Origin of the sequence: Sediminibacterium salmoneum NBRC 103935, from assembly GCF_000511175.1 — a bacterium.
Taxonomy (GTDB): Bacteria; Bacteroidota; Bacteroidia; order Chitinophagales; family Chitinophagaceae; genus Sediminibacterium; species Sediminibacterium salmoneum.
In genome coordinates this window covers 1,517,674-1,538,743 of the sequence record NZ_KI866530.1, presented here as the reverse complement: position 1 = coordinate 1,538,743, position 21,070 = coordinate 1,517,674, and the positions used below count along the sequence as shown (strand labels likewise).

Sequence of the window (21,070 nt, the reverse complement as noted above, 5' to 3'; positions counted from 1 at the left end):
TAAAGCATAGAAGTTTATTAACCGAAAACTTTTGCAATCTGATGAGCCAGCTTCTGTCCGTCCATGGCGGCGCTTACAATCCCTCCGGCATAACCTGCACCTTCTCCGCATGGATATAAATTCTGCAGTTGCGTATGCGTTAGTTTTTCCGGATCCCTGGGTATTCTTACAGGAGAAGAAGTTCTGCTTTCTGTTGCTACCAAAACTGCTTCATTGGTATAGTACCCTTTCATTTTTGCCCCAAACATTTTTAGTGCCCCTTGTAAGGATTGATAAATAAAATCGGGTAAGACTTGTTGCAGATTCGCAGCCTGTAAGCCCGGTAAATAACTGCAATCTGGTAGGTTTTGTGAAAGTTTATTGTTACAGAAATCTACCATTCTTTGCGCTGGTGCTACAAAGTTTCCGCCTCCGGCAGTAAAAGCTTTCTGCTCTACTGATTGCTGAAAATCCATGAGCAGGAGAGGATTGATTTCTTTCTTCTTAAAATATTTCAATGCATCCTGTTCAGCAACCTGTACTACCATTCCGCTATTGGCAAATGGGTTATTTCGTTTGCTTGGGCTCCAGCCGTTTACAACCAATTCGCCGGGATCAGTTGAAGCGGTGGCTATAATCCCTCCGGGACACATACAAAAACTAAACACGCCTCTTTGCTTTACCTGTTCTACCAAACTATAAGAGGCAGGTGGTAAAAATTCGCCCCTTGTATTACAGTGGTATTGTGCGGAATCAATAATGCTTTGCGGATGTTCAATTCTTACACCCAAGGCAAAGGGTTTGGCTTCTATTTCAATATTTTTTTGATGGAGCAGTCTGAATATATCTCTGGCAGAATGCCCGGTTGCCAGTATAAATGCATCTGCTGCAAAACTGCCGCCATTGGCTGTTTTCAGCGAAATGATTTTATTATCTCTGACTTCGAAGTCGATAAGTTTGGTTTCAAAATGCACTTCCCCACCCGCAACAATAATTTGTTCGCGCATGGCAGCAATAATCTGCGGCAACTTATTGGTTCCAATATGTGGATGCGATTGATAGAGAATTTTTTCTTCTGCTCCAAACTGATAAAACAATTGCAATACTTTATCTATGCTTCCTCTCTTACTGCTTCTGGTATACAATTTACCATCGCTGTAGGTTCCGGCTCCGCCTTCACCAAAACAATAATTGCTGTCCGGATTAATGATGCCTTGTTTGTTTAATACGGCAAGGTCTCTTCTTCGGGCTTTTACATCTTTTCCTCTTTCAATGATAATTGGCTGAATGCCTAATTGTAAAAGTTCCAATGCCGCAAAAAGCCCTGCGGGTCCGGCCCCTACAATAACCACTTTTTTTGCCTTTGCGGGTAATGAATCAAAAGCAAAAAGGTTTTTACTTCTTTCTATGAAAGGTTCATTCACAAAAGCGTTCAGGGTCAGGTTGATCCAAACCTGCTGACGACTTCTGGCGTCTATGGATTGTTTGAGGGTGGTGTATCCGGTAATATTTTCTGCAACTGTTCCCAAAGCTGCAGCCAGCATGGATTGCACAATCATTGGACTGGCCGTTTCTTCGGGCTTTAATTTAAGCGAGATATTTTTTTGCATACTGTCAGGTGTTGATCCTAAAAAGTAAAAAGCTTTAGAATGGAAGATCGTCTACCACTTCGTCGCTGGGTGGTATATCGTTATAAGATGCAGAAGGAGGCATATCGCCTTCAGAAGCCAATTTTACTGTTTCCATTCTCCATGCATCCAGGTTGGTGATATAGTTTTCTCTTCCGTCTTTTACCCATTTGGTTCCCTTGATATTAAAAAGAACTTTTACGTCTTCACCAATATTGAATCTGTCGGGCATGGCAGTTTTATCCTGCACACATTGAAACTTCACATAATTCGTGATGGTTCTTCCGTTAATATCTTCTGATTTTTCAATAACAAATTCTCTGGTTTTAAAACTTTCTGTGCGCTGAACAATATCAAATTTGGCTACCAGTTTGCCTACAATTTCATAACTCATGGGTAAGGTTTATTTTAAACAAAAGTAGGTGTATTTTTACCAATTAAAATTGTACCTTTCTTCGTTCACAACTGTCTACTATGAAGCGTTATACTTTTCCGCTTGTATTCTACCTTTTTGTTGCTTTATCCTGCGGTACCATTCAGGTTCCGAATACCGTAAATTATCAGGGTTTGTCTGTGTCGGGTAAGCAAAAGCAGGATACGGCTCTCTTGAATCTGATTCAGCCCTATTCGGTTGAAATTAACAGCACAATGAACAAAGTAATTGGATTTACGCCTACTACTTTGGCCAAGCGGTTACCGGAGAGTGGCCTGGGTAATTTCATGGCAGACTGCATGCGGGATTTGGCAGCCAGAAAATTTGAAGTTGCCGTAGATATTGCTTTCATGAATTCCGGAGGTATCAGAACCACACTGAACAAAGGGAATATTACCGTAGGAAATATTTATGAGTTAATGCCTTTTGACAATTTGCTTGTGATTCAGGAATTGAAGGGATCGGTGCTGGAAGCCTTGTTTCAGCATGTTGCTGCCGATGGAGGCTGGCCCATTTCGAAAGGTTCATCTTTTAAAATTCAAGATAAGAAAGCCGTTGATATTGTAGTGAATGGAAAACCACTGGATAGAAACGCCACTTATATTGTTGCCAATTCCGATTATGTTGCTCAGGGTGGTAGTGATGCTGCCATGCTAAAACCTTTTCCTTTTCAGAACAAAGGGTATTTAATACGGGATGCTTTAATCAGTTATGTTACTGAAATTACTGCCAGTGGAAAACCCCTGGATCCTAAAATTGAAAACCGTGTAACCAGCAATAACAATGAATAGAAGACATTTTATAAAACAAACCGCATTCACAGGTGCTGCACTGGCAGCTGGTGCAATTGCTGGCAAGGGTGTTTTACAAGCGCAAACGCTGGATGGATTACAGTCGATACCAGAACAATCCCTTCTGACCATTTTACACACCAATGACGTGCACAGCAGATTGGAACCTTTCCCCATGGATGGGGGCCGAAACCAGGGATTGGGTGGGGTAGCAGCCAGAGCGTCCATCATTCAATCGGTTCGGGAGGAGAACGCATCCACCTTATTGCTGGATGCGGGTGATATTTTTCAGGGTACCCCGTACTTTAATTTGTACAAGGGAGAACCTGAAATAAAAGCCATGGCCAAAATGGGTTATGATGCGGTTACAATGGGGAATCATGATTTTGATGCAGGCATTGAAAACTTTGCCAATCAATTACAGCATGCCAATTTTCCCGTGGTGATTTCCAATTATGATTTTAAGGGAACACCGATGGAGTTTTTGTATAAACCATACACCATTATTCAGAAAGGAAAACAACGCATTGGAATTTTAGGTGTGGGTATTGAACTGGAAGGCTTGGTTCCCAAAAATTTGTACGGTAATACAGTATACAATGATCCGATTGTTGCAGCCAACCAAACAGCTGATTTACTGAAGCAGAAAAAATGTGATTTGATTGTTTGTCTTTCGCACCTGGGAGACAAATACAGCGACAATAAAGTGAGCGATGAAATTCTGGCCAAAGAGAGTCGGAACATCGATTTAATCATCGGTGGTCATACACACCGCTTTTTTGATCAACCCAGAAAATATAAAAACAAGGATGGTGGGGATATTTTGGTGAACCAGATGGGCTTTGGAGGCATACAAATGGGACGTTTAGATTATAATTTTTCGGAAGTAAAAAGAAATAAATCGCCGAAAGCCCATACTGTAGTTATAATGAGAAAACCAAGCGAATAAAAAAATTTTTTTTTCAACATAAAGTCTACATATTCGCAACCCGGTTTTTATTTTCGAAACATATCCACATATGGGGAAAATAAGATAACTTGTAAGCAGAGATAAAACTTAACTGATTATATAAAATTGTTCACTTAATTGTATGGCTAAGAACGCTGAAAATGTTTGGATCAATTGTTTAAAAATTATCAAAGACATTGTTGAATGGCAACATTACAAAACATGGTTTGAGCCAATTACTCCGGTAGAGTTGAAAGGAAATGTATTACTAATCCAGGTTCCATCTCAATTCTTCTACGAATACCTGGAAGAGCATTATGTTACGTTGCTTGCAAAAACTTTAAAACGTGAATTAGGAAAAGACGCAAGATTAGAATACCGCATCATGGTAGACAGCGGCAATACCAATAGCCGTGGTTCAGTTGATTTACCTGCCAGAGGTCCAAAGTCTATCAATAACAATGAAATGAACTTTCCACTGGTGATTGATAATCCTGTAAAGAATCCTTTTGTGATTCCGGGGTTGAAAAAAATGCAGATTGATCCACAGCTGAACCAGGGATATATTTTTGATTCTTTTATAGAGGGGGATTGTAACCGCGTTGCACGCAGAGCCGGTAAAACGGTTGCGGAAAAGCCCGGTGCCAACTCTTTTAATCCTTTGGTGATTTATGGTGGCGTTGGATTGGGTAAAACCCACCTTGCCCAGGCCATTGGAAATGAAGTGAAAAGATTACACCCTTCCAAGGTGGTTTTATATGTTAGCAGTGAAAAATTCATTAATCAGTTTGTTGATCATAGTCGTAACAACGCCATTAATGACTTTATTCATTTTTATCAGTTGATTGATGTGTTGATTATTGATGATGTTCAATTCTTCAGCCGTGCTGAAAAAAGTCAGGATGCATTTTTTGCCATCTTCAACCATTTGCACCAGAGCGGAAAGCAATTGGTGCTAACTTCTGATAAAGCACCTAAGGATCTGGATGGCATGCAGGAACGTTTGCTAAGCCGTTTCAGATGGGGTTTAAGTGCCGACTTGCAGGTGCCGGATTACGAAACCCGTATTGAGATTCTGGAGAAGAAAATGAAGAACGATGGTTTGGATATGCCGAAAGAAGTAATTAAGTACGTGGCGTACAATATCAACACCAACGTTCGTGAACTGGAAGGAGCTTTAATTTCTTTACTGGCTCAGTCTTCTTTAAATAAGAAGGAAATTGATGTAGAACTGGCTAAGAAAGTGTTGCGCAATTTTGTTAAGACCAGCAGCAAGGAAATTACCATTGACGCTATTCAGAAAATGGTTTGTGAGTACTTTGATGTACCCTACGACCGTTTGTTACATAAGACACGTAAACGCGAAATTGTTCAGGCCCGACAGATAACCATGTACCTGGCCAAAGCTTTCACCAAAAACTCTTTAAAAACCATTGGAGAGCATTTTGGAGGCAGAGACCATACCACCGTTATCCATTCCTGTCAGACCGTAAAAGATCTGATGGATACTGACTCTATTTTCAGAGAGAATGTAATGGAACTAACTCAGAAGGTGCAGCTGGCGGCTATGTAGTTCATTTTTATTTTTGGATTTTTTGCCTCAATTTTTGGCAGTTATCCTCAGGAAACTTACTTTTGCATCCCTCTCCGAAAGGAGTAAGGACGGTGAGGTGGATGAGTGGCTGAAATCAGTAGTTTGCTAAACTGCCGTACGGGTTAAACTGTACCGCGGGTTCGAATCCCGCCCTCACCGCAGATTATTTAAATATAATCTGCGAGCAAACGAAAAGAATGATTTCCTCCGGCGGAAATCAGGAAAGGTTCACGGGAAGTAGCGCAGGCCGGTAGCGCACCTGGTTTGGGACCAGGGGGTCGCAGGTTCGAATCCTGTCTTCCCGACGAAACAACATAACCCTTCGACGAAGTCGAGGGGTTTTTTATGCGAGTATGTTGAGCGTTTACGCTCATAAATACGAGCGTAAAAAACCCCACAGCGCGAAGCGCTGAAGGGTTTTATTTGTTTAGTACACCCCCCCAAAGGAACAGCGAACGGAGTGAGCTAATCCTTTGGGCACAGAGTGAAACGATGTGAATCCTATGGGATCAGCGAACGGAGTGAGCTAATCTAATATCGCCGGTATTTCAAATCTTGTCCATTTTGATTTTTCTGTATCCGTTCCAATAGTAAATGGAATATAGGTAGGGTTAATGATTTGATTATGTTCATTTACTTCCTGAATGATTACTTCACATAGTAAATCATTTATCTTTTTATGATTATTTATAAATACCTCAATGAACAGTTTCCTTCATTTAACTATGTGAATGGTTTTAGTCCAGTTTCCAGATAAGCATTCTCCTATTTTCGGAGTATGATCTTTTTGCGGATACTTTATTAGGAATTGAGCGTTTGTATTTACAGTAACAATGAAACGCTGATTTATTGTAAAAAATCAAGAAAAGTGATTTATTGGCTTGTAATTTTTATCTTTAGTTCAGCATGTTTTTTATGAAAAAGATATTTTGGTTATTACTCCTCATTTTTTCAGCATTTTGGTTGCAACCTTGCTATGCACAATCTTCCTCTAATCCCACTTATGTTATTGTACATGGCGCCTGGGGTGGAAGCTGGGCTTTTAAAAAGGTTGATTCTCTGCTTACTGCCAAAGGTGCGCTTGTTTATCGCCCATCCTTAACGGGTCAGGGAGAGCGGGTTCACCTGGCCACTCCTGAAGTAGGTTTGTACACACATATCAAAGATGTAGTCAACATGATTCTTTTTGAAGACTTGAAAAATATTGTGCTGGTAGGACATAGTTATGGTGGGATGGTAATAACGGGTGTGGCAGATAGTGTACCCGAAAGAATAACCCAGATGATTTACCTGGATGCATTTGTTCCAGAGGATGGAGAAAGCGTTTTTGCACAGGGCAAAACACCGGAAGCCATGAAGCCCTTGATTGAAAATGGATTTCTGGTTCCCAAATGGGTTAGGCCTGATCAGGCGCCTCCTAAAGATGTACCCCATTCTGTTAAAACATTCACAGATAAAATCAGTCTGAAGAATCCAAAGCGAATGACAATACCTACCCATTATATCCTTACCGTAGACAAAGGAAAAGATCCAACCAAAGACGATTTTTCTACCCAGGCAGATAAGGCAAGAAAATACAAATGGCCGGTGTCTGTGTTGGAAGCCGATCATAATCCCCAATGGTCTGCTCCTGTTCCATTTGTTAATCTGTTACAGGATATTGTAAAAAAAAGATTCCTTAATAGGTTCTATCACGCCTGAAAGAGCCTGGTGGAATTTGCTGCACTACGATTTAACTGTTCAACCAGATTGGGTAAATAAACGACTTAATGGAGTTAATACAATAACTTATGGTATTGCCCATAATAAGCTCATATCGGAGATGCAGATTGATTTGGTATTTCCATTGGGAATTGACAGTGTAATACAGGATGGGAAAAAAGTTCCATTTAGACAAGTTGGTGATTTCTGGTATCTGCAGGTAAACAAACAAAAGCAGGTTTCAAAAAAGCAAATCAGTATTTATTATTCAGGTAAACCTGTTGAATCTCTTCATGCTCCCTGGGATGGCGGTATGGTCTGGTCTAGTGATTCACTTGGCAGACCTTGGATTTCAGTTGCCTGTCAATACAAAGGTGCCAGTCTCTGGTTTCCCTGTAAGAATCATTTAGCGGATGAACCTGAAAATGGAGCAACAGTATCTGTAATTGTTCCGGATAGTTTAATGGCGGTAAGTAATGGGAGATTAATGCTGGAGCAAAAAATGGCTGTAGGTAAAACCTTGTACCGTTGGCAGGTAAAGAGTCCAATCAATCATTATGGCATTTCTTTTTATATTGGTAAGTATGTTCAATTGTCTGGAAAGTTTAAAGGTATAAAGGGAGAATTAAGTACGGATTTCTGGGTGCTGGATTACAATCGCCAAAAGGCAATTGAACATTTGATGCCCCAGACCGATAGTACACTTGTTGCGTTGGAACATAGTTTTGGTCCGTATCCTTTTTATCAGGATGGATTTAAAATGGTTGATGCACCATATATAGGCATGGAACATCAGAGTGCCATTGCGTATGGAAGCTCGTACCGTAAGGGTACCAATCTGAAAGGAGGGGATATATCCAATACAGGATGGGGAAAAAAAACGGATCGCATTCTGGTTCATGAAACTGCCCATGAATGGTTTGGTAATAGCATTACAGCCAGCGATATTGCTGACAGATGGATTCAGGAAGGTTTTGTAGGTCTTGCGGAAGAATTGGTCATTGCCCATTATTGGGGTGCAGAAGCGGGAAATGCCTTCATGCAGGGAAGGTTCAGGACAATTGAAAATGACAAACCGATAATTGGTCGCTATGGGATTAATGAAGATGGTGGTCAGGATAACTATGTAAAGGGATGGGCCGTATTGCATATGATAAAAACTATGTTGTCTGATGATGCCCGCTTTATAACAATATTAAAAAAGCTGAACAAGCAGTTTTATCATCAGGTAACTTCCTCCAATGCTATCGAGAATTATTTTATCCGGGAAACCCGGTTGCAACTGAAACCATTTTTTGATCAATATTTAAGAACTACAGAAGTTCCTGTACTTCAATATGCAATCAAAGGGAATCAGATTCGATACAGGTTTATCAATTGCAATACTGATTTTACAATGCCAGTTAAAACCAATTTATCAGGACGGGAATGGATTTACCCTGCTGTTTCATGGAAAACCTCGGTATTTAACGGGTTCAAAAAAGATGACCAATTTGAAGTTGATTCTAATTTTTATCTAAAGGCAGAGCGGGTTGACTAACACTTGAATCTCTCTACTGTTGCCCGTTCCAGTTCTTCCCGATGATCCGGATGTGCAATGCTGATTAGTGCTTTGGCTCTTTGTGCCATATTCATCCCGAATAAATTTATAGCACCGAATTCAGTAACAACCCAATGAATATGCCCCCTGGTGGTAACAACGCCAGCTCCCTGTTTTAAATAGGGAACAATTCTGGAAATGCCTTTATTGGTAACTGAAGGAAGGGCAATGATTGGTTTTCCTCCCTCTGATAAAGCAGCGCCTCTAATAAAATCCATCTGTCCTCCAATTCCCGAATACTGATACATGCCTATTGAATCTGAACATACTTGACCGGTTAGGTCTACTTCAATGGCACTGTTGATGGCAGTTACTTTCTTATTCAGACTTAAAACCCTTGGGTCGTTTACATAATCTATATCGAGTGCCTTAATAATTGGATTGTCATCGGCAAAGTCATAGAGTGCTTTGGTTCCCAACATAAAGGAAGTAACACAATATCCTTTTACAATTTTCTTTCTGCTATTGTTAATGGTACCATTCTGAATTAGCGGTATGGCACCGTCGGAAAACATTTCAGTATGCAGTCCTAGGTTTTTATGATTGGTTAAATTTTTTAAAACTGCATCTGGAATACTTCCGATACCCAACTGAAGGGTTGCCTCGTCTTCTACTAATTCAGCTACGATCTTTCCTATTTTTTCATGTACATCTGTCAACCCTTTTGCATAGCTAACTTCTGGAAGAGGATCATCTGTCCATACTGCAAAATCTATTTTTGAGAAAGGAATAAATCCATCCCCGTGCACCCTTGGCATATTTGGATTTACCTGTGCAATTACTGTTTTAGCTGAGCGTAAAGCAGATTTTACAATATCTACTGAAGTGCCTAGTGAACAGTAGCCGTGTTTGTCAGGTGGGGACACTGTTACTATTGCTACATCTACTTGTAAAATATTTCTGTTGAACAACAATGGAATTTCACTTAGGAAAACAGGCGTATAATCACCCATGCCCATGCTGATGGCTTTTCGGTTGCTTTCAGAAACAAAAAGCGAATTCATGTAAAAATGCCCTTTCAGCGAAGGGTCATTCAAGTCTACTCCCTGTTGGGTTATACTTATTAATTCTACATTAAACAATCGGTCTTTTTGTGCAATCAGTTCATTGATTAACCTAATTGGAGTAGCTGCACTTCCGTGCAGGAATACTTTTTGGTCGGAATTGATTTTTTGAATGGCTTCTGAAGCAGAAATGTACATGAGACTATTTTATGATTTGATTGCGAATGGCAAAATTAAAAGATTAATAAAGTCTTAATTACCGTTTTTACATGATAAAACTCATATTTGACTGTTAAATTTTTCTCAATATTATTATTTAATTTGTAGCTTCATTACTCAATTGCTTTCGTGCTGTCCAATGTAGAAATTAATGAATTGCTTGAAGCCATCTCTGCAAGAGATTGCGAAAAGTCTTATAAGGCGCTGTTTGTGTCATTGCATGAAAGCCTTTATGGGTTTGCTTTTGCCATACTTAAGTCTTCTGAAGATACAGAAGAAGTGGTTTCTGATCTTTTTATTAATTTATGGATGAAAAGAAAAAATTTAAAGAGGTTAGAAAACCCCAGGCTTTATCTGCTGATTGGAACGAAAAACTTTGCTTTGAACCGCTTGAAAATAAATAAGCGGAAGGCATCGCTTCAAATAGATGATTTTTCAATGCAACTGGAAAGTGTATTTTTTAATCCGGAGGAATTGGCCATCTCTGCTGAGCTGACTCAAAAAATTATGGATGCAGTGAATGCCTTACCTCCAAAATGCAAAATCATCTTTAAACTAATAAAGGAAGACGGATTAAAATACCAGGAAGTTTCCGAGCTGCTGGATGTATCTGTTAAAACCGTTGAGTCTCAAATGGCAATTGCGCTACGAAGAATTCGTCAATGTTTGGAGTTTAAACATGAATTCCCTGAGATCCACTCTATTTTAGCCAAAAAATAATTTTTTATCCCTTTTAGGGGTATTTCTGCTTTTGGCTTGTCCTTATTCTGACCATATACTTGCCATGAAAGAAGAACGATTTTGGATTCTGCTTACGAAAAAGATTTTCGGCGAAGCTTCTGAGGAGGAATTGAAGCAATTGCAGGATTATATAAGTTCAAATCAAGATTTTCTGGCTTCTCATGACAGACTAACCGATTTTTTCGCATCCAATACACCTAAAACTTCTAGCTCCAATAAGCAAAATCAGGAAGACCATTACCTCAATCATGTGAACAGACTTAAAGCACAGGTTCAGGATTTTGATATGGTAGATGATGAGATTGCCAATGATTTTATTCATATTGATACTAAGCAAACAAAAATTGCCAGGTGGATCAAGGTAGCCTTTTCAATTGCTGCAGTAAGTATTGGTGCATTCTTTCTTTTCAATACTCTTTTCAGCAAATCAGAGCTTCCTGCCCTTGCTAAAAGCAAGCCTCAGAATGAAGTGATTGTTAGTAAGGGGTCTAAGTCAAAAATTGTATTACCTGATGGAACCCAGGTTTGGATTAATTCAGGAAGCAAGTTGACTTATGATGAAAATTTAAATGGAAAATACAGAGAGGTGATGTTGGATGGCGAGGCTTACTTTGACGTCGTTCATAATCCCTCCAGACCCTTTATTGTACATACTTCAGACATAGATATTCATGTATTGGGAACTGTTTTTAATGTGAAAGCATATTCAGTGGATGAAACCATTGAAGCTACACTGATTCAGGGCTCCATTGAAGTGATCAACAGAAATCAAAAAGATGCTCCTAAGTTAATGTTGAAGCCTCATGAAAAAATTATTTTCAATAAGGAGAGCACTGTTAATGCGAAGAAAGAGGTGATAGCGGGAGCAGAGATAAAAGAAATTCGGGAAACCTCTTTTAATGTGCAGGTAGTTCCTATCTCTAAAACATTAGCTGATTCCAGTATACATGAAACATCATGGGTGTATAACAAAATACTTTTTGAAGAAGAAAAGGTAAAAGACATTGTGAAAAAACTTGAACGTTGGTATAATGTTCAAATTAATCTGGCTAACGAAGACATTGAAAATATTCGACTAAGCGGATCATTTGTAGACGAAACAATTGATGAGGCTTTGCGTGACCTTCAATTATTAATCCCTTTTAATTATGAAATCAAAAACAATATTATAACTATCAGTAAAAAATAATAAAAACGGGAAATGTTGCAGCATTTCCCGCTAAAAGCACAGCAATCTTATGGATAAAATCCATAGGCGTTGCATTCTTTTATAACCAAAATCAAAATTATGCAAAAAAGTGTAGTTCTTGGCCACAAAAAGTGGCGCAGGACGCTTCTCAAAACCTTGCTCATTATGAAGCTTGCCATTGTAATTACCTTGGTATCAATTATGCAGGTAAGTGCAACTACCTCTCTAGGACAAAAAGTCAGTGTAAAAACAAACAAAACAGAGATCAAAAAGGTCTTAAAGCAAATTGAAAATGAAGGGTATTTTCGATTTTTGTATAATTCTGACTTAAAGGACCTTAAGAATAAAGTAAACTTTAACGCTATTAACTGGACCATTGGACAGTCTCTTAACGATTTGTTTGCAGGAACCAACCTGACATACAAACAACTGGGAGGAAATTTATTTGCCATTATTTCGACCAATGAAGTTGAAAATGATAAAATTGCTATTACCGGTAAAATTGTAGGGGATAACAAAGAAACCTTATCGGGTGCTTCTATTTTGGAAAAAGGAACCAATAATGGAACATTTGCAGACAACAATGGTAATTTTAAAATTACTGTTGATAAAAATGCTACCCTGGTTATCAGTAGTATTGGTTATGAAACAACCGAAGTGAAAGTTGCAGGAAAAGCTATCATTGATGTGCAACTGTCACTTGCTGTTAAGAAAATGGACGAAGTGGTTGTAATTGGTTATGGATCTGCCAGCAAAAGAGATTTAACTGGTTCTATTGTGAAAATTTCAGGAAAGGAAGTTGCTGATAAACCTAACACCAATCCCGTTGCTTCTTTGCAAGGTAAAGTAGCAGGTTTGTCCGTTGTAAATAATGGTACTCCTGGTGCAGCTCCAGATATCAGAATCAGAGGTACTATCAGTATCGGATCTGTTCGACCTTTATATGTTGTGGATGGAGTGTTCAATGACAATATTGATTATATCAACCCGAATGATATTGAGTCAATTGAAATTTTAAAAGACCCTTCATCTCTTGCTATTTTCGGGGTAAGAGGTGCAGCAGGGGTTATTGCAATCACAACTAAAAGAGCGAAAGCAGGTCAGGTAGTGATTAATTTCAATTCTACTTATGGGTTTAAAAAACTGGTAAATAAAATTGCATTAGTTAGCGGTGAGCAGTTTAAAACCCTGTACGAAGAAGAAAAAGCAAATATTGGTGTTACTTCTCCTTTCGATTACAGTAACTGGACTGCCAATACAGATTGGATTGATGCAGTTACGCGCACAGGGACATTCAGTAGTAGTAATCTGAGCTTAGCTTCTAGTACTGAAAAGAATAAGTTCAATTTTGGAATTGGTTATACAGGTGACGAAGGATTAATCAAGCATGAAAAACTGGAAAGATTTCAACTTTCTTTTAATGATGAGGTTAAATTGAATAAAGCCATTAAGCTTGGAGTAAACTTTAATGCTACCAGACAGGTTAATCCTTATAATGCAACTTATATTCTGGATCAGGCAAGAAAAGTAATTCCTTTGGTTAGTGATGGAACTATTGCTGTAAAAGCGAAGAACCCATACGGGTTAGATAGTACTGTTCAGAATTTGTATTACGAATTACCTTCTATTCAGAACTCAGGTGTTGTGAATCCTTTAATTCAACTTGAAAATGAATGGGACAAAACCAAGAGTGTTGAATACAGAACAGTGGGTAGTGTTTTTGGAGAAGTGAACTTCTTGAGAGATTTTACTTTCAGAGCAAGTTTTTATGCTGATATCAGTAATGTAAATACTCGTCAGTATACACCTATGTACAATGCTTACGACGCTGCAATTAAGAGGCCATTTTTGTATAGCCGTACTACAACTATTTCTGAATCGGATCAGTCTTATAAGAAATTCCAGCAAGATTTTATTCTTAATTACAGAAGGAGTTTCGGAGATCATAGTTTAACTGCAATGGCTGGATGGACTACTTATTACTACGGTAATTTCAACAGGTCAGCGGCTGCCAGACAAAGTGCTACTGGTGCTGCAATACCGGATGATAATCGTTTTTGGTTCATAAATAATGGATTTACGGATCCAACTACCAAGATTTCCAATTCTGACCAGCGAGAAAGAACAACTGCTTCTGCTTTGTTAAGAGTGTTGTATAATTATCAGGGTAAATATTACCTGAATGCATCAATCAGAAGAGATGGTTCTTCTCAGATTTCACCAAACAACCGCTGGCAGAATTTCTGGGCTATTGGGGGTGCATGGGAAATTAGTAGAGAAAATTTCTTCAAGAATCAGAATGTTTTTGACTATGTAAAATTAAAAGCCTCAATCGGGGTTTTGGGTAACCAGAATACCTATGGGTATGATTATCCTTTTTATCCAGGCTTAGTTGCAGGTAATGCTGCAGTTTTTGGCAACCTGGTTTACAACGCATTCTCACAATCCTATTTGCCTAATCCAAATTTGAAATGGGAAACTGTACACGCTAAAGAAGTGGGTGTAGAATTCAATGCCTTAAAGAATAAGTTACACGTTGAAATTAATTACTTCAATAAACTTACTAAAGATTTAATGACATTTATTCCTGGTAGTCAGGGTGTGTCTAATGGATTGGATAATATCGGTAGTATCAGAAACAGCGGTATTGAATTGTCTGCAAGCTATACTAAGGATATCAACAAAGACCTTTCTATCACTGTAAATGGTAATTTCACTACTTATAAGAATAAGGTTGAATCACTTGCTACCAAGGAGTTCTCTATTGTAAATGGCGTAAACAGAACAACAGTAGGATTGCCAATTGGTTATTTCTATGGTTATATAGTAGAAGGCATTTATCAATCTTATGCTGATAAGCTGGCTTCTCCGGTTAATACTGAGTTCTCTTATGGTCCCGGCGACTTAAAATACAAAGATATTAACGGTGATGGTAAAATAAATACAGCTGACAGAACCATGATTGGGAATCCAACTCCTGACTTTGCCTATGGAGGTAGCATTTCTGTAAAGTATAAGAATCTGGATTTCGGTATTGATTTGGGAGGTGTTTATGGTAATGAAATTTTCAGAAACTGGGGTGGTACAGAATCACCTTTCCAACGAGTGAATTATGCTGCGTTTAAGATGAACAGATGGCATGGTGAGGGTACTTCCAACTGGGATCCTATTTTGGCTCAGGACCACAGAGTTAATTATGAAGCATCTACTTACAATATTGAAGATGGTAGCTATTTCAGAATCAGAAATATCCAGCTTGGATACAACGTAGTTTCTTCATTCCTGAACAGAGCTAAAATAAAATCATTAAGAGCATTTGTGAATGTTCAAAACTTTAATACCTGGAAAAGAAATTCTGGTTATACACCTGAATTTGGTGGAAGCGCCATTTCATTTGGCGTAGACAATGCCGGCGGTGCCATTCCGTTGACTACCACTTTTGGAATTAATGTAACATTCTAAGTCTTTTAAATTATTATAATTTATGAAAAAGCATATTAAAATATTATTCTCCCTGCTAACTATATCATCAATGTTATTGGTGCTTGCAGGTTGCAGTAAATTTCTTGATCGTAAACCGCTAACTGCAACCCTTGATGATTTGAATCAAGGTGGTTTGGAAGGACAGGTTTATGGATTGTACAGTAACTTACGTAACAGTGCAGGTTTTACCACCATTCCATGGTTGGCTATGCACGATTTCAGATCGGACGATTCTGAAAAAGGATCAGATCCTTCTGATGGAGCTGAATGGGTTGCTCCTTTTGACAGATACCAGTATGTAAAAGATCTTTGGGCTACCAATACCTACTGGGATGATCATTATGCACTAATTAATCTGGCAAATACTGCCATTCAAACTGCTGATTCACTTAAATTGACTGATCCAGCCTCTGCTAATAATATTGCAGAAGCAAGATTTTTCAGAGCGTTCGCTTATTTTGATTTGGTTAGAAGTTTCGGAGACGTTCCTAAAATTGATTTCCGCGTTTATACTGCTTCTCAGGCCAATATTGCTAAATCACCGGCTTCTGCTATTTATGCACTGATAGATGCTGACCTTACTTATGCAGCTGCTAATCTACCAACTGTTTGGGGTAATCAATATCCGGGCAGACTTACCAGTGGTGCGGCAAAAACGCTGCATGCAAAAGCACATTTGTTCAGAGGAAACTGGTCTCAGGCATTGAGTTTGTCTCAACAGGTTATTTCTTCTGGCGTTTATTCTTTATATAGCAGTTACTATGGTATATTCAAGGATGCCGGAGAAAATAGTAGTGAGTCTATATTTGAAATTCAGGCATATGTAAGTCCAAATGGGTCTATTAATAATGGATGTCAGTATGCTACTACACAGGGTGTTCGTGGTTCCAATGCAAGCGGATGGAATTTAGGCTGGGGATGGAATACGCCTACCGATAATTTAGTAGGTGCTTATGAAGCTGGAGATGTTAGAAAAGGATCTACCATTTTATTCTCTGGTCAGTCTGATGATCCATCAACGGGTGGTTATGGGAGAGTACTTCCCGGCTCTACTTTTGATGTGCCTGCTGGTCCTTTACCAAGAAAATACTGGAATAAAAAGATTTATGCAGATCCTGCCTACAGAGCATCTACTGGTCAGTCCGATAATCCTAGCTGGATCAATAAGCGGGTATTTCGTTATGCGGATGTATTGCTTATGGCAGCAGAATGTATGAATGAAATGGGTAATGGTGCACAATCTGCTCCTTTAGTTAATGCAGTTAGAAACAGAGCAGGGTTGACGGATATCAGTTTTACCACACAATTGGCAATGCGTAATATTATTAAACAAGAGAGAAGAGTTGAGTTTGGTGTTGAAGGTGAGAGATTTTTTGATCTTGTAAGATGGGGTGATGCACTTACTGTTCTTGGACCTTTGGGCTATACCAATAAATGTAGGTTCTATCCAATTCCTCAGCCTGCAATAGATAAATCAGGTGGTTTGCTGGTACAAAATCCAGAATGGTAATTGTATTTTTTTAATGTTCACTCACAAAAAAAATGTAATGAAAAATAATTTTAAAATATTTATCGCCGCTGCTATCGCATTGAACACATTTGTTTTAACAGGTTGTCAAAAAATGGATCGCCCGGCATTAGGAAACTATGTTAAAGATGCCAATCCCCCCGGTGGCCCATTAAAGTTTTATACGGCATTTGACGGAAGTACATCCAATCCATTGATGAATGCCGTAGATAGTATTAGAGCCACATTTGCTTCAGCCAATCCTTTGGCGTCTATTTCTGGTATTTCAGGAAAGGCAGTTCAGGGTGCTGATGGGAAAGCACTATTGTATCCATCTGCCAATGATTTTAAATCAACAAGCAGCTTCAGTATTGCTTTATGGCTAAAAAATGCTGCCCAGGCCGGACGTACTGAGTTTCTGTTTTCATTGGTAGATGACACATATGGCTGGCATCACAGTGCGGCATTTGTTTTAGTAGAAAACCAGACAGCTACTAAGGCAACTATGAAATTTGGTTTAATGGATCAGTGGCTGGAAGGTGATTTTGTAAAACCAATGTTCGATGGTAATTGGCATCATATTGTATATGCTTATGACCATACTACCTCAAAAATGAATTATTATTTTGATGGTGCATTGGTAACTGGACTTACTCCAACACAAACTGATGCAAAGAATGCAGGCAATCCAAGAGGAGCTGTAAACTTTTCTCAGGCAACCAATTTGGTAATTGGTGGATGGAACAAGCATGCAAATATTACCGGACCAACTGATGGATGGATTAGTTCATTCACAGGGGCTATGGATCAGTTTAGATTATATGGCAAAGCATTGACTGCAACGGAAGTTGCTTCATTGTATGCAGCTAAACAATAGTTATTGGCAGTTTAATGATAAGGTAAAGGGCTGGTCATATTTGAATCAGTCCTTTACTGTTTAATATAGAGATAGTATGAGAATAGGTAAATTTAGTTTAACATCTGCCTTTTCGGTAGTGATTAGCATGCTAATCTTATTGCTTTCCTGTAAAAATGGTAATCAAAAGTTTACTCAGGTTTCTTCTTCTGTTTCCAATATAGATTTTACAAATGAGATAAAAGAAAGAGATGGGCTAAGCATCCTGTATTATCTTTATTTCTATAATGGCGGAGGCGTAGCTACGGGAGATATTAATAATGATGGTTTGATTGATATTTATTTTACGGCTAATAGTAAAGGCAGCAATAAATTATACCTGAATAAGGGAAATTTTGTATTTGAAGACATTACGAAGCAGGCAGGAGTGGCTGGAATTTCTGATTGGTGTTCTGGTGTTACGATGGCTGATGTGAATGCCGATGGATTGTTGGATATCTATGTTTCAACAGTGAGCAATAAATATGGTCTTAAAGGACATAACGAGTTATACATAAATAAAGGGGAAAATGTATTTGAAGAACAGTCTGAAAAGTACAATTTAAATACAGCTTGTTTTAGTACTCAATCTGTTTTCTTTGATTATGATCGCGACGGTGATTTAGATTGTTTTATTCTTAATCAATCTCATAAGCCACATTCCAATGTAATAAATGTTGTTAATAGAAATGTATATGATTCTTTATCCGGAGATAGACTGTATAGAAACGATTTGAATGCGACCGGAAAGTTTACGGATGTATCTGCTAATGCAGGTATATTTCAGAGTAATCTGGGTTATGGTCTGGGTGTAGCTATTGCAGATCTTAATAATGATGGATGGGATGATATTTATGTTGGAAACGACTTTCATGAGAACGACTATTATTATGTGAACAATCAAAATGGTACATTTTCCGAAATGGGGTCTAATCATTTCAGACACTACAGCAGGTTCAGTATGGGGAATGATGTTGCTGATTATAATAATGATGGTCAATTGGATTTGATTACAGTAGATATGTTGCCAAAGGATGAAAAAATTCTCAAGACATATGGTAGCGATGAAAATATGGACATCTACAATTTTAAAATTGATAGAAATGGCTATCAAAAGCAATTTTCAAAAAATGTTCTGCAAACCAACAATGGTAATGGGATTTCATTTACCGACAATAGCATTTTGAGTGGGGTGTCAGCAACTGACTGGAGCTGGGCTCCTCTATTTGCAGATTTTGATAATGATGGTAAGAAGGATTTGTTTATTTCAAGTGGAATTGTAAAAAGACCAGTAGACCTGGATTATGTTCAATTTGTAAGTGATATGAAGTCTAATAAGGGGCTAGATATTACTGATAAATTTGATCAGGAAGTTATTGATAAAATGCCTGATGGGGCAAGTCATCCCTTTCTTTTTAAGGGAGATGGTAAAATGGAATTTACAGATGTTAGTGAAGATTGGGGAATAGCCAAATTGAAAGGATACTTTACCGGTTCGTCCTACGCTGATTTAAACAATGATGGATTACTCGATCTTGTGATTAATCCAATAAATGCACCGGCTGTTATTTTGAAGAATATTCATGCCAATACCAATCATCTTGCTTTTTCATTTAAAGGAAACAATGCAAATACTTTTGGAATTGGGGCAAAAGTATATTTGTTTCAGGGTGCTGAATTGCAGTATCAGCAACTAATGTTGACAAGGGGGTTTCAATCTTCTAGTACACCTTTTTTACACTTTGGTTTAGCCGATGGAAAACTGCCTGACAGTATTCTGGTGATTTGGCCCAATCAGCAATATCAAGTGATTAAATCTAATATCAAATCTGGTTTGATGAAAGTGGATCAGATCAACGCCAAAGGGAATTTTGTGTACAACGAATTCTTTAAGAAACAACCATCTGATTTAACCAATATTACCAATCAGGTAAACCTGAACTGGCAACATAAAGAGAATGATTTTATTGACCAGAACAGGCAATATTTAATACCTCACAAACAATCTACCAGAGGACCTAAGTTGACCGTTGCCGATATTAATAAGGATGGGCTGGATGATTTTTTTGTTTGTGGAGCTTCAGAGCAACCCAACGTAATAATGATTCAAAAAAAAGATGGGGGTTTTTCACAACTGATATTGCCGAATGCGGGAATGTCTTTGCATGCTGAAAAAGTAGATGCAAATTTCTTTGATGCCAATAAGGATGGATACCCCGACTTATATATTGTAAGTGGTGGGAATCAGTACGATGATGGTAACCCTGCATTGCTCGACCACTTTTATTTGAATGATAAAAAAGGGGGATTTATGGTGGCTGACAGTCTTATTCCTTCCTTGGCTTATAATAAGTCTTCTCTTACTCATGCTGATTATGATAAAGATGGGGATATTGATCTTTTTGTTACTGGTTTGGCCAATGCCAAAATGTTTGGTATTCCACAGTCCTCCTATTTATTGTTGAATGACGGGAATGGAAAGTTTTCATTAGCGAATAAAAACACAATTGATGCAACGGCTTTGGGCATTGCAACCAGTTCAACTACAATCGATTTTAATAAAGACGGATGGCAAGATATTGTAGTAACAGGGGAGTGGATGAATATTACATTGTTTGAAAATGCCAAAGGAAAATTTATTAAAAAAGAGATTGCAGGAACAAGCGGATTGTGGCAATCTGTCTTTTCTGCTGATATTAACGGAGACGGGTATATAGATTTTTTTGCAGGAAACTGGGGCGAAAACAGTAAGCTCAATGTTTCAAAAAATAATCCGCTAAAGTTATACATCAAAGATTTTGATTCTAATGGATCTGTTGAGCAAATATTATGCTATACGAGAGAAGGGAAGGAATACACTTTTTTGGCAAAAGATGAGTTGGAAAGGGCCCTGCCTGTTTTAAAAAAAGCTTATTTAAAATACAGTGAGGTAGCAGGGAAAACAGTTCAGTATATGTTCTATGATTTATTCAAGGATTATCAGGAGTTAAAAGTGGAAACACTGAGTACTTCCTATTTTATTAACGATACAAAGGGAGGGTTTATTCAACATTCCTTGCCAAAACAATTACAGCTTGCGCCTGTTTTTTCATTTACCTCTTTATCAAATGGGAAGCTGCCATTGTATTTAGCCTGTGGGAATTTTTATGGTGTTATACCTTACGAGGGACAATATGATGGATTGTATCCTACGGCTTTTTCCATAGATAAGCAATTGGTTTCTGTTTCTAAAGAAAATTCTTTCAATGAATTGGTTGGTGAATTTCGGGATGCCAAATGGATTATGGGTAAAGATGGCAAGAAAATATTGGTGATATCCAGGAATAACAATTCGTTATTATTCTTTCAATAAATATA

At 38.3% G+C, this 21,070-nt stretch carries 14 protein-coding genes and 2 tRNA genes; 13 read left to right on the top strand and 3 right to left on the bottom strand.

Annotated elements, in window-relative coordinates; all coding sequences use genetic code 11:
* Positions 1-17 precede the first annotated feature (17 nt).
* A complete protein-coding gene (locus P767_RS0107280; RefSeq protein ID WP_026763970.1) occupies positions 18-1,589 on the bottom strand; it encodes an NAD(P)/FAD-dependent oxidoreductase in 1,572 nt (523 codons plus the stop codon).
* 34 nt (positions 1,590-1,623) lie between these two features.
* On the bottom strand, positions 1,624-2,001 hold the full coding sequence (locus P767_RS0107275; RefSeq protein ID WP_026763969.1) for a DUF3127 domain-containing protein: 378 nt from the start codon (positions 1,999-2,001) through the stop codon (positions 1,624-1,626).
* An 80-nt stretch (positions 2,002-2,081) separates the two neighbouring features.
* Between P767_RS0107275 and P767_RS16295 the strand changes: the two genes are divergently transcribed.
* From P767_RS16295 to P767_RS16280, 7 genes are all read left to right on the top strand, one after another.
* Positions 2,082-2,831 (top strand): 5'-nucleotidase C-terminal domain-containing protein, encoded by a 750-nt coding sequence (locus P767_RS16295; protein ID WP_051417220.1) that lies wholly within the window; start codon positions 2,082-2,084, stop codon positions 2,829-2,831.
* On the top strand, positions 2,824-3,780 hold the full coding sequence (locus P767_RS16290; RefSeq protein WP_051417219.1) for a bifunctional metallophosphatase/5'-nucleotidase: 957 nt from the start codon (positions 2,824-2,826) through the stop codon (positions 3,778-3,780). Before P767_RS16295 ends, P767_RS16290 begins: the two co-directional genes overlap by 8 nt.
* 142 nt (positions 3,781-3,922) lie before the next feature.
* Complete coding sequence (dnaA, locus tag P767_RS0107260; protein WP_026763968.1) at positions 3,923-5,353, top strand: chromosomal replication initiator protein DnaA; 1,431 nt, start codon at positions 3,923-3,925, stop codon at positions 5,351-5,353.
* 91 nt (positions 5,354-5,444) lie between these two features.
* A tRNA-Ser gene (locus P767_RS0107255) sits at positions 5,445-5,533 on the top strand.
* 72 nt (positions 5,534-5,605) lie between these two features.
* Positions 5,606-5,679 (top strand) — tRNA-Pro (locus P767_RS0107250).
* Positions 5,680-6,289: 610 nt separating this feature from the next.
* Entirely contained in the window at positions 6,290-7,075 is a 786-nt protein-coding gene (locus tag P767_RS16285; protein ID WP_201767579.1) for an alpha/beta fold hydrolase, read from the top strand.
* Between the two features lie 16 nt (positions 7,076-7,091).
* The gene (locus P767_RS16280) at positions 7,092-8,615 is read left to right on the top strand and encodes a M1 family metallopeptidase (protein ID WP_172637523.1); all 1,524 of its coding nucleotides are present in this window, start codon (positions 7,092-7,094) and stop codon (positions 8,613-8,615) included.
* On the opposite strand, the gene P767_RS0107235 is transcribed toward P767_RS16280, so the two are convergent.
* Complete coding sequence (locus P767_RS0107235) at positions 8,612-9,877, bottom strand: acetyl-CoA hydrolase/transferase family protein (RefSeq protein WP_026763967.1); 1,266 nt, start codon at positions 9,875-9,877, stop codon at positions 8,612-8,614. The two genes, P767_RS16280 and P767_RS0107235, sit on opposite strands and share 4 nt — an antisense overlap.
* 177 nt (positions 9,878-10,054) lie before the next feature.
* On the opposite strand from P767_RS0107235, the gene P767_RS16275 reads away from it, so the two are divergent.
* The 6 genes from P767_RS16275 (at position 10,055) to P767_RS0107205 (ending at position 21,065) form a co-directional block, all read left to right on the top strand.
* Positions 10,055-10,618, top strand: coding sequence for an RNA polymerase sigma-70 factor (locus P767_RS16275; RefSeq protein ID WP_245586855.1), 564 nt, complete (start codon positions 10,055-10,057; stop codon positions 10,616-10,618).
* Positions 10,619-10,682: 64 nt separating this feature from the next.
* Positions 10,683-11,828, top strand: a complete 1,146-nt coding sequence (locus P767_RS0107225; RefSeq protein ID WP_026763966.1) for a FecR family protein — start codon at positions 10,683-10,685, stop codon at positions 11,826-11,828.
* 99 nt (positions 11,829-11,927) lie between these two features.
* Positions 11,928-15,290, top strand: a complete 3,363-nt coding sequence (locus P767_RS0107220; protein ID WP_084799855.1) for a TonB-dependent receptor — start codon at positions 11,928-11,930, stop codon at positions 15,288-15,290.
* Between the two features lie 22 nt (positions 15,291-15,312).
* Entirely contained in the window at positions 15,313-16,821 is a 1,509-nt protein-coding gene (locus tag P767_RS0107215) for a RagB/SusD family nutrient uptake outer membrane protein (RefSeq protein ID WP_026751331.1), read from the top strand.
* Between the two features lie 37 nt (positions 16,822-16,858).
* Positions 16,859-17,695 carry a LamG domain-containing protein gene (locus P767_RS0107210; RefSeq protein ID WP_161631494.1) on the top strand — a complete coding sequence of 279 codons (837 nt, stop codon included), beginning with the start codon at positions 16,859-16,861 and terminating at the stop codon, positions 17,693-17,695.
* A gap of 76 nt (positions 17,696-17,771) precedes the next feature.
* The gene (locus P767_RS0107205) at positions 17,772-21,065 is read left to right on the top strand and encodes an FG-GAP-like repeat-containing protein (RefSeq protein ID WP_051408480.1); all 3,294 of its coding nucleotides are present in this window, start codon (positions 17,772-17,774) and stop codon (positions 21,063-21,065) included.
* Positions 21,066-21,070 lie beyond the last annotated feature (5 nt).

What these genes read in the sequence shown, in the direction of transcription:
- P767_RS0107280 (WP_026763970.1), bottom strand. Translation starts at nt 1,589, where the DNA reads ATGCAAAAAAATATCTCGCTTAAATTAAAGCCCGAAGAAACGGCCAGT.
- P767_RS0107275 (WP_026763969.1), bottom strand. Translation starts at nt 2,001, where the DNA reads ATGAGTTATGAAATTGTAGGCAAACTGGTAGCCAAATTTGATATTGTT.
- P767_RS16295 (WP_051417220.1), top strand. Translation starts at nt 2,082, where the DNA reads ATGAAGCGTTATACTTTTCCGCTTGTATTCTACCTTTTTGTTGCTTTA.
- P767_RS16290 (WP_051417219.1), top strand. Translation starts at nt 2,824, where the DNA reads ATGAATAGAAGACATTTTATAAAACAAACCGCATTCACAGGTGCTGCA.
- dnaA (WP_026763968.1), top strand. Translation starts at nt 3,923, where the DNA reads ATGGCTAAGAACGCTGAAAATGTTTGGATCAATTGTTTAAAAATTATC.
- P767_RS16285 (WP_201767579.1), top strand. Translation starts at nt 6,290, where the DNA reads ATGAAAAAGATATTTTGGTTATTACTCCTCATTTTTTCAGCATTTTGG.
- P767_RS0107235 (WP_026763967.1), bottom strand. Translation starts at nt 9,877, where the DNA reads ATGTACATTTCTGCTTCAGAAGCCATTCAAAAAATCAATTCCGACCAA.
- P767_RS0107225 (WP_026763966.1), top strand. Translation starts at nt 10,683, where the DNA reads ATGAAAGAAGAACGATTTTGGATTCTGCTTACGAAAAAGATTTTCGGC.
- P767_RS0107220 (WP_084799855.1), top strand. Translation starts at nt 11,928, where the DNA reads ATGCAAAAAAGTGTAGTTCTTGGCCACAAAAAGTGGCGCAGGACGCTT.
- P767_RS0107215 (WP_026751331.1), top strand. Translation starts at nt 15,313, where the DNA reads ATGAAAAAGCATATTAAAATATTATTCTCCCTGCTAACTATATCATCA.
- P767_RS0107210 (WP_161631494.1), top strand. Translation starts at nt 16,859, where the DNA reads ATGAAAAATAATTTTAAAATATTTATCGCCGCTGCTATCGCATTGAAC.
- P767_RS0107205 (WP_051408480.1), top strand. Translation starts at nt 17,772, where the DNA reads ATGAGAATAGGTAAATTTAGTTTAACATCTGCCTTTTCGGTAGTGATT.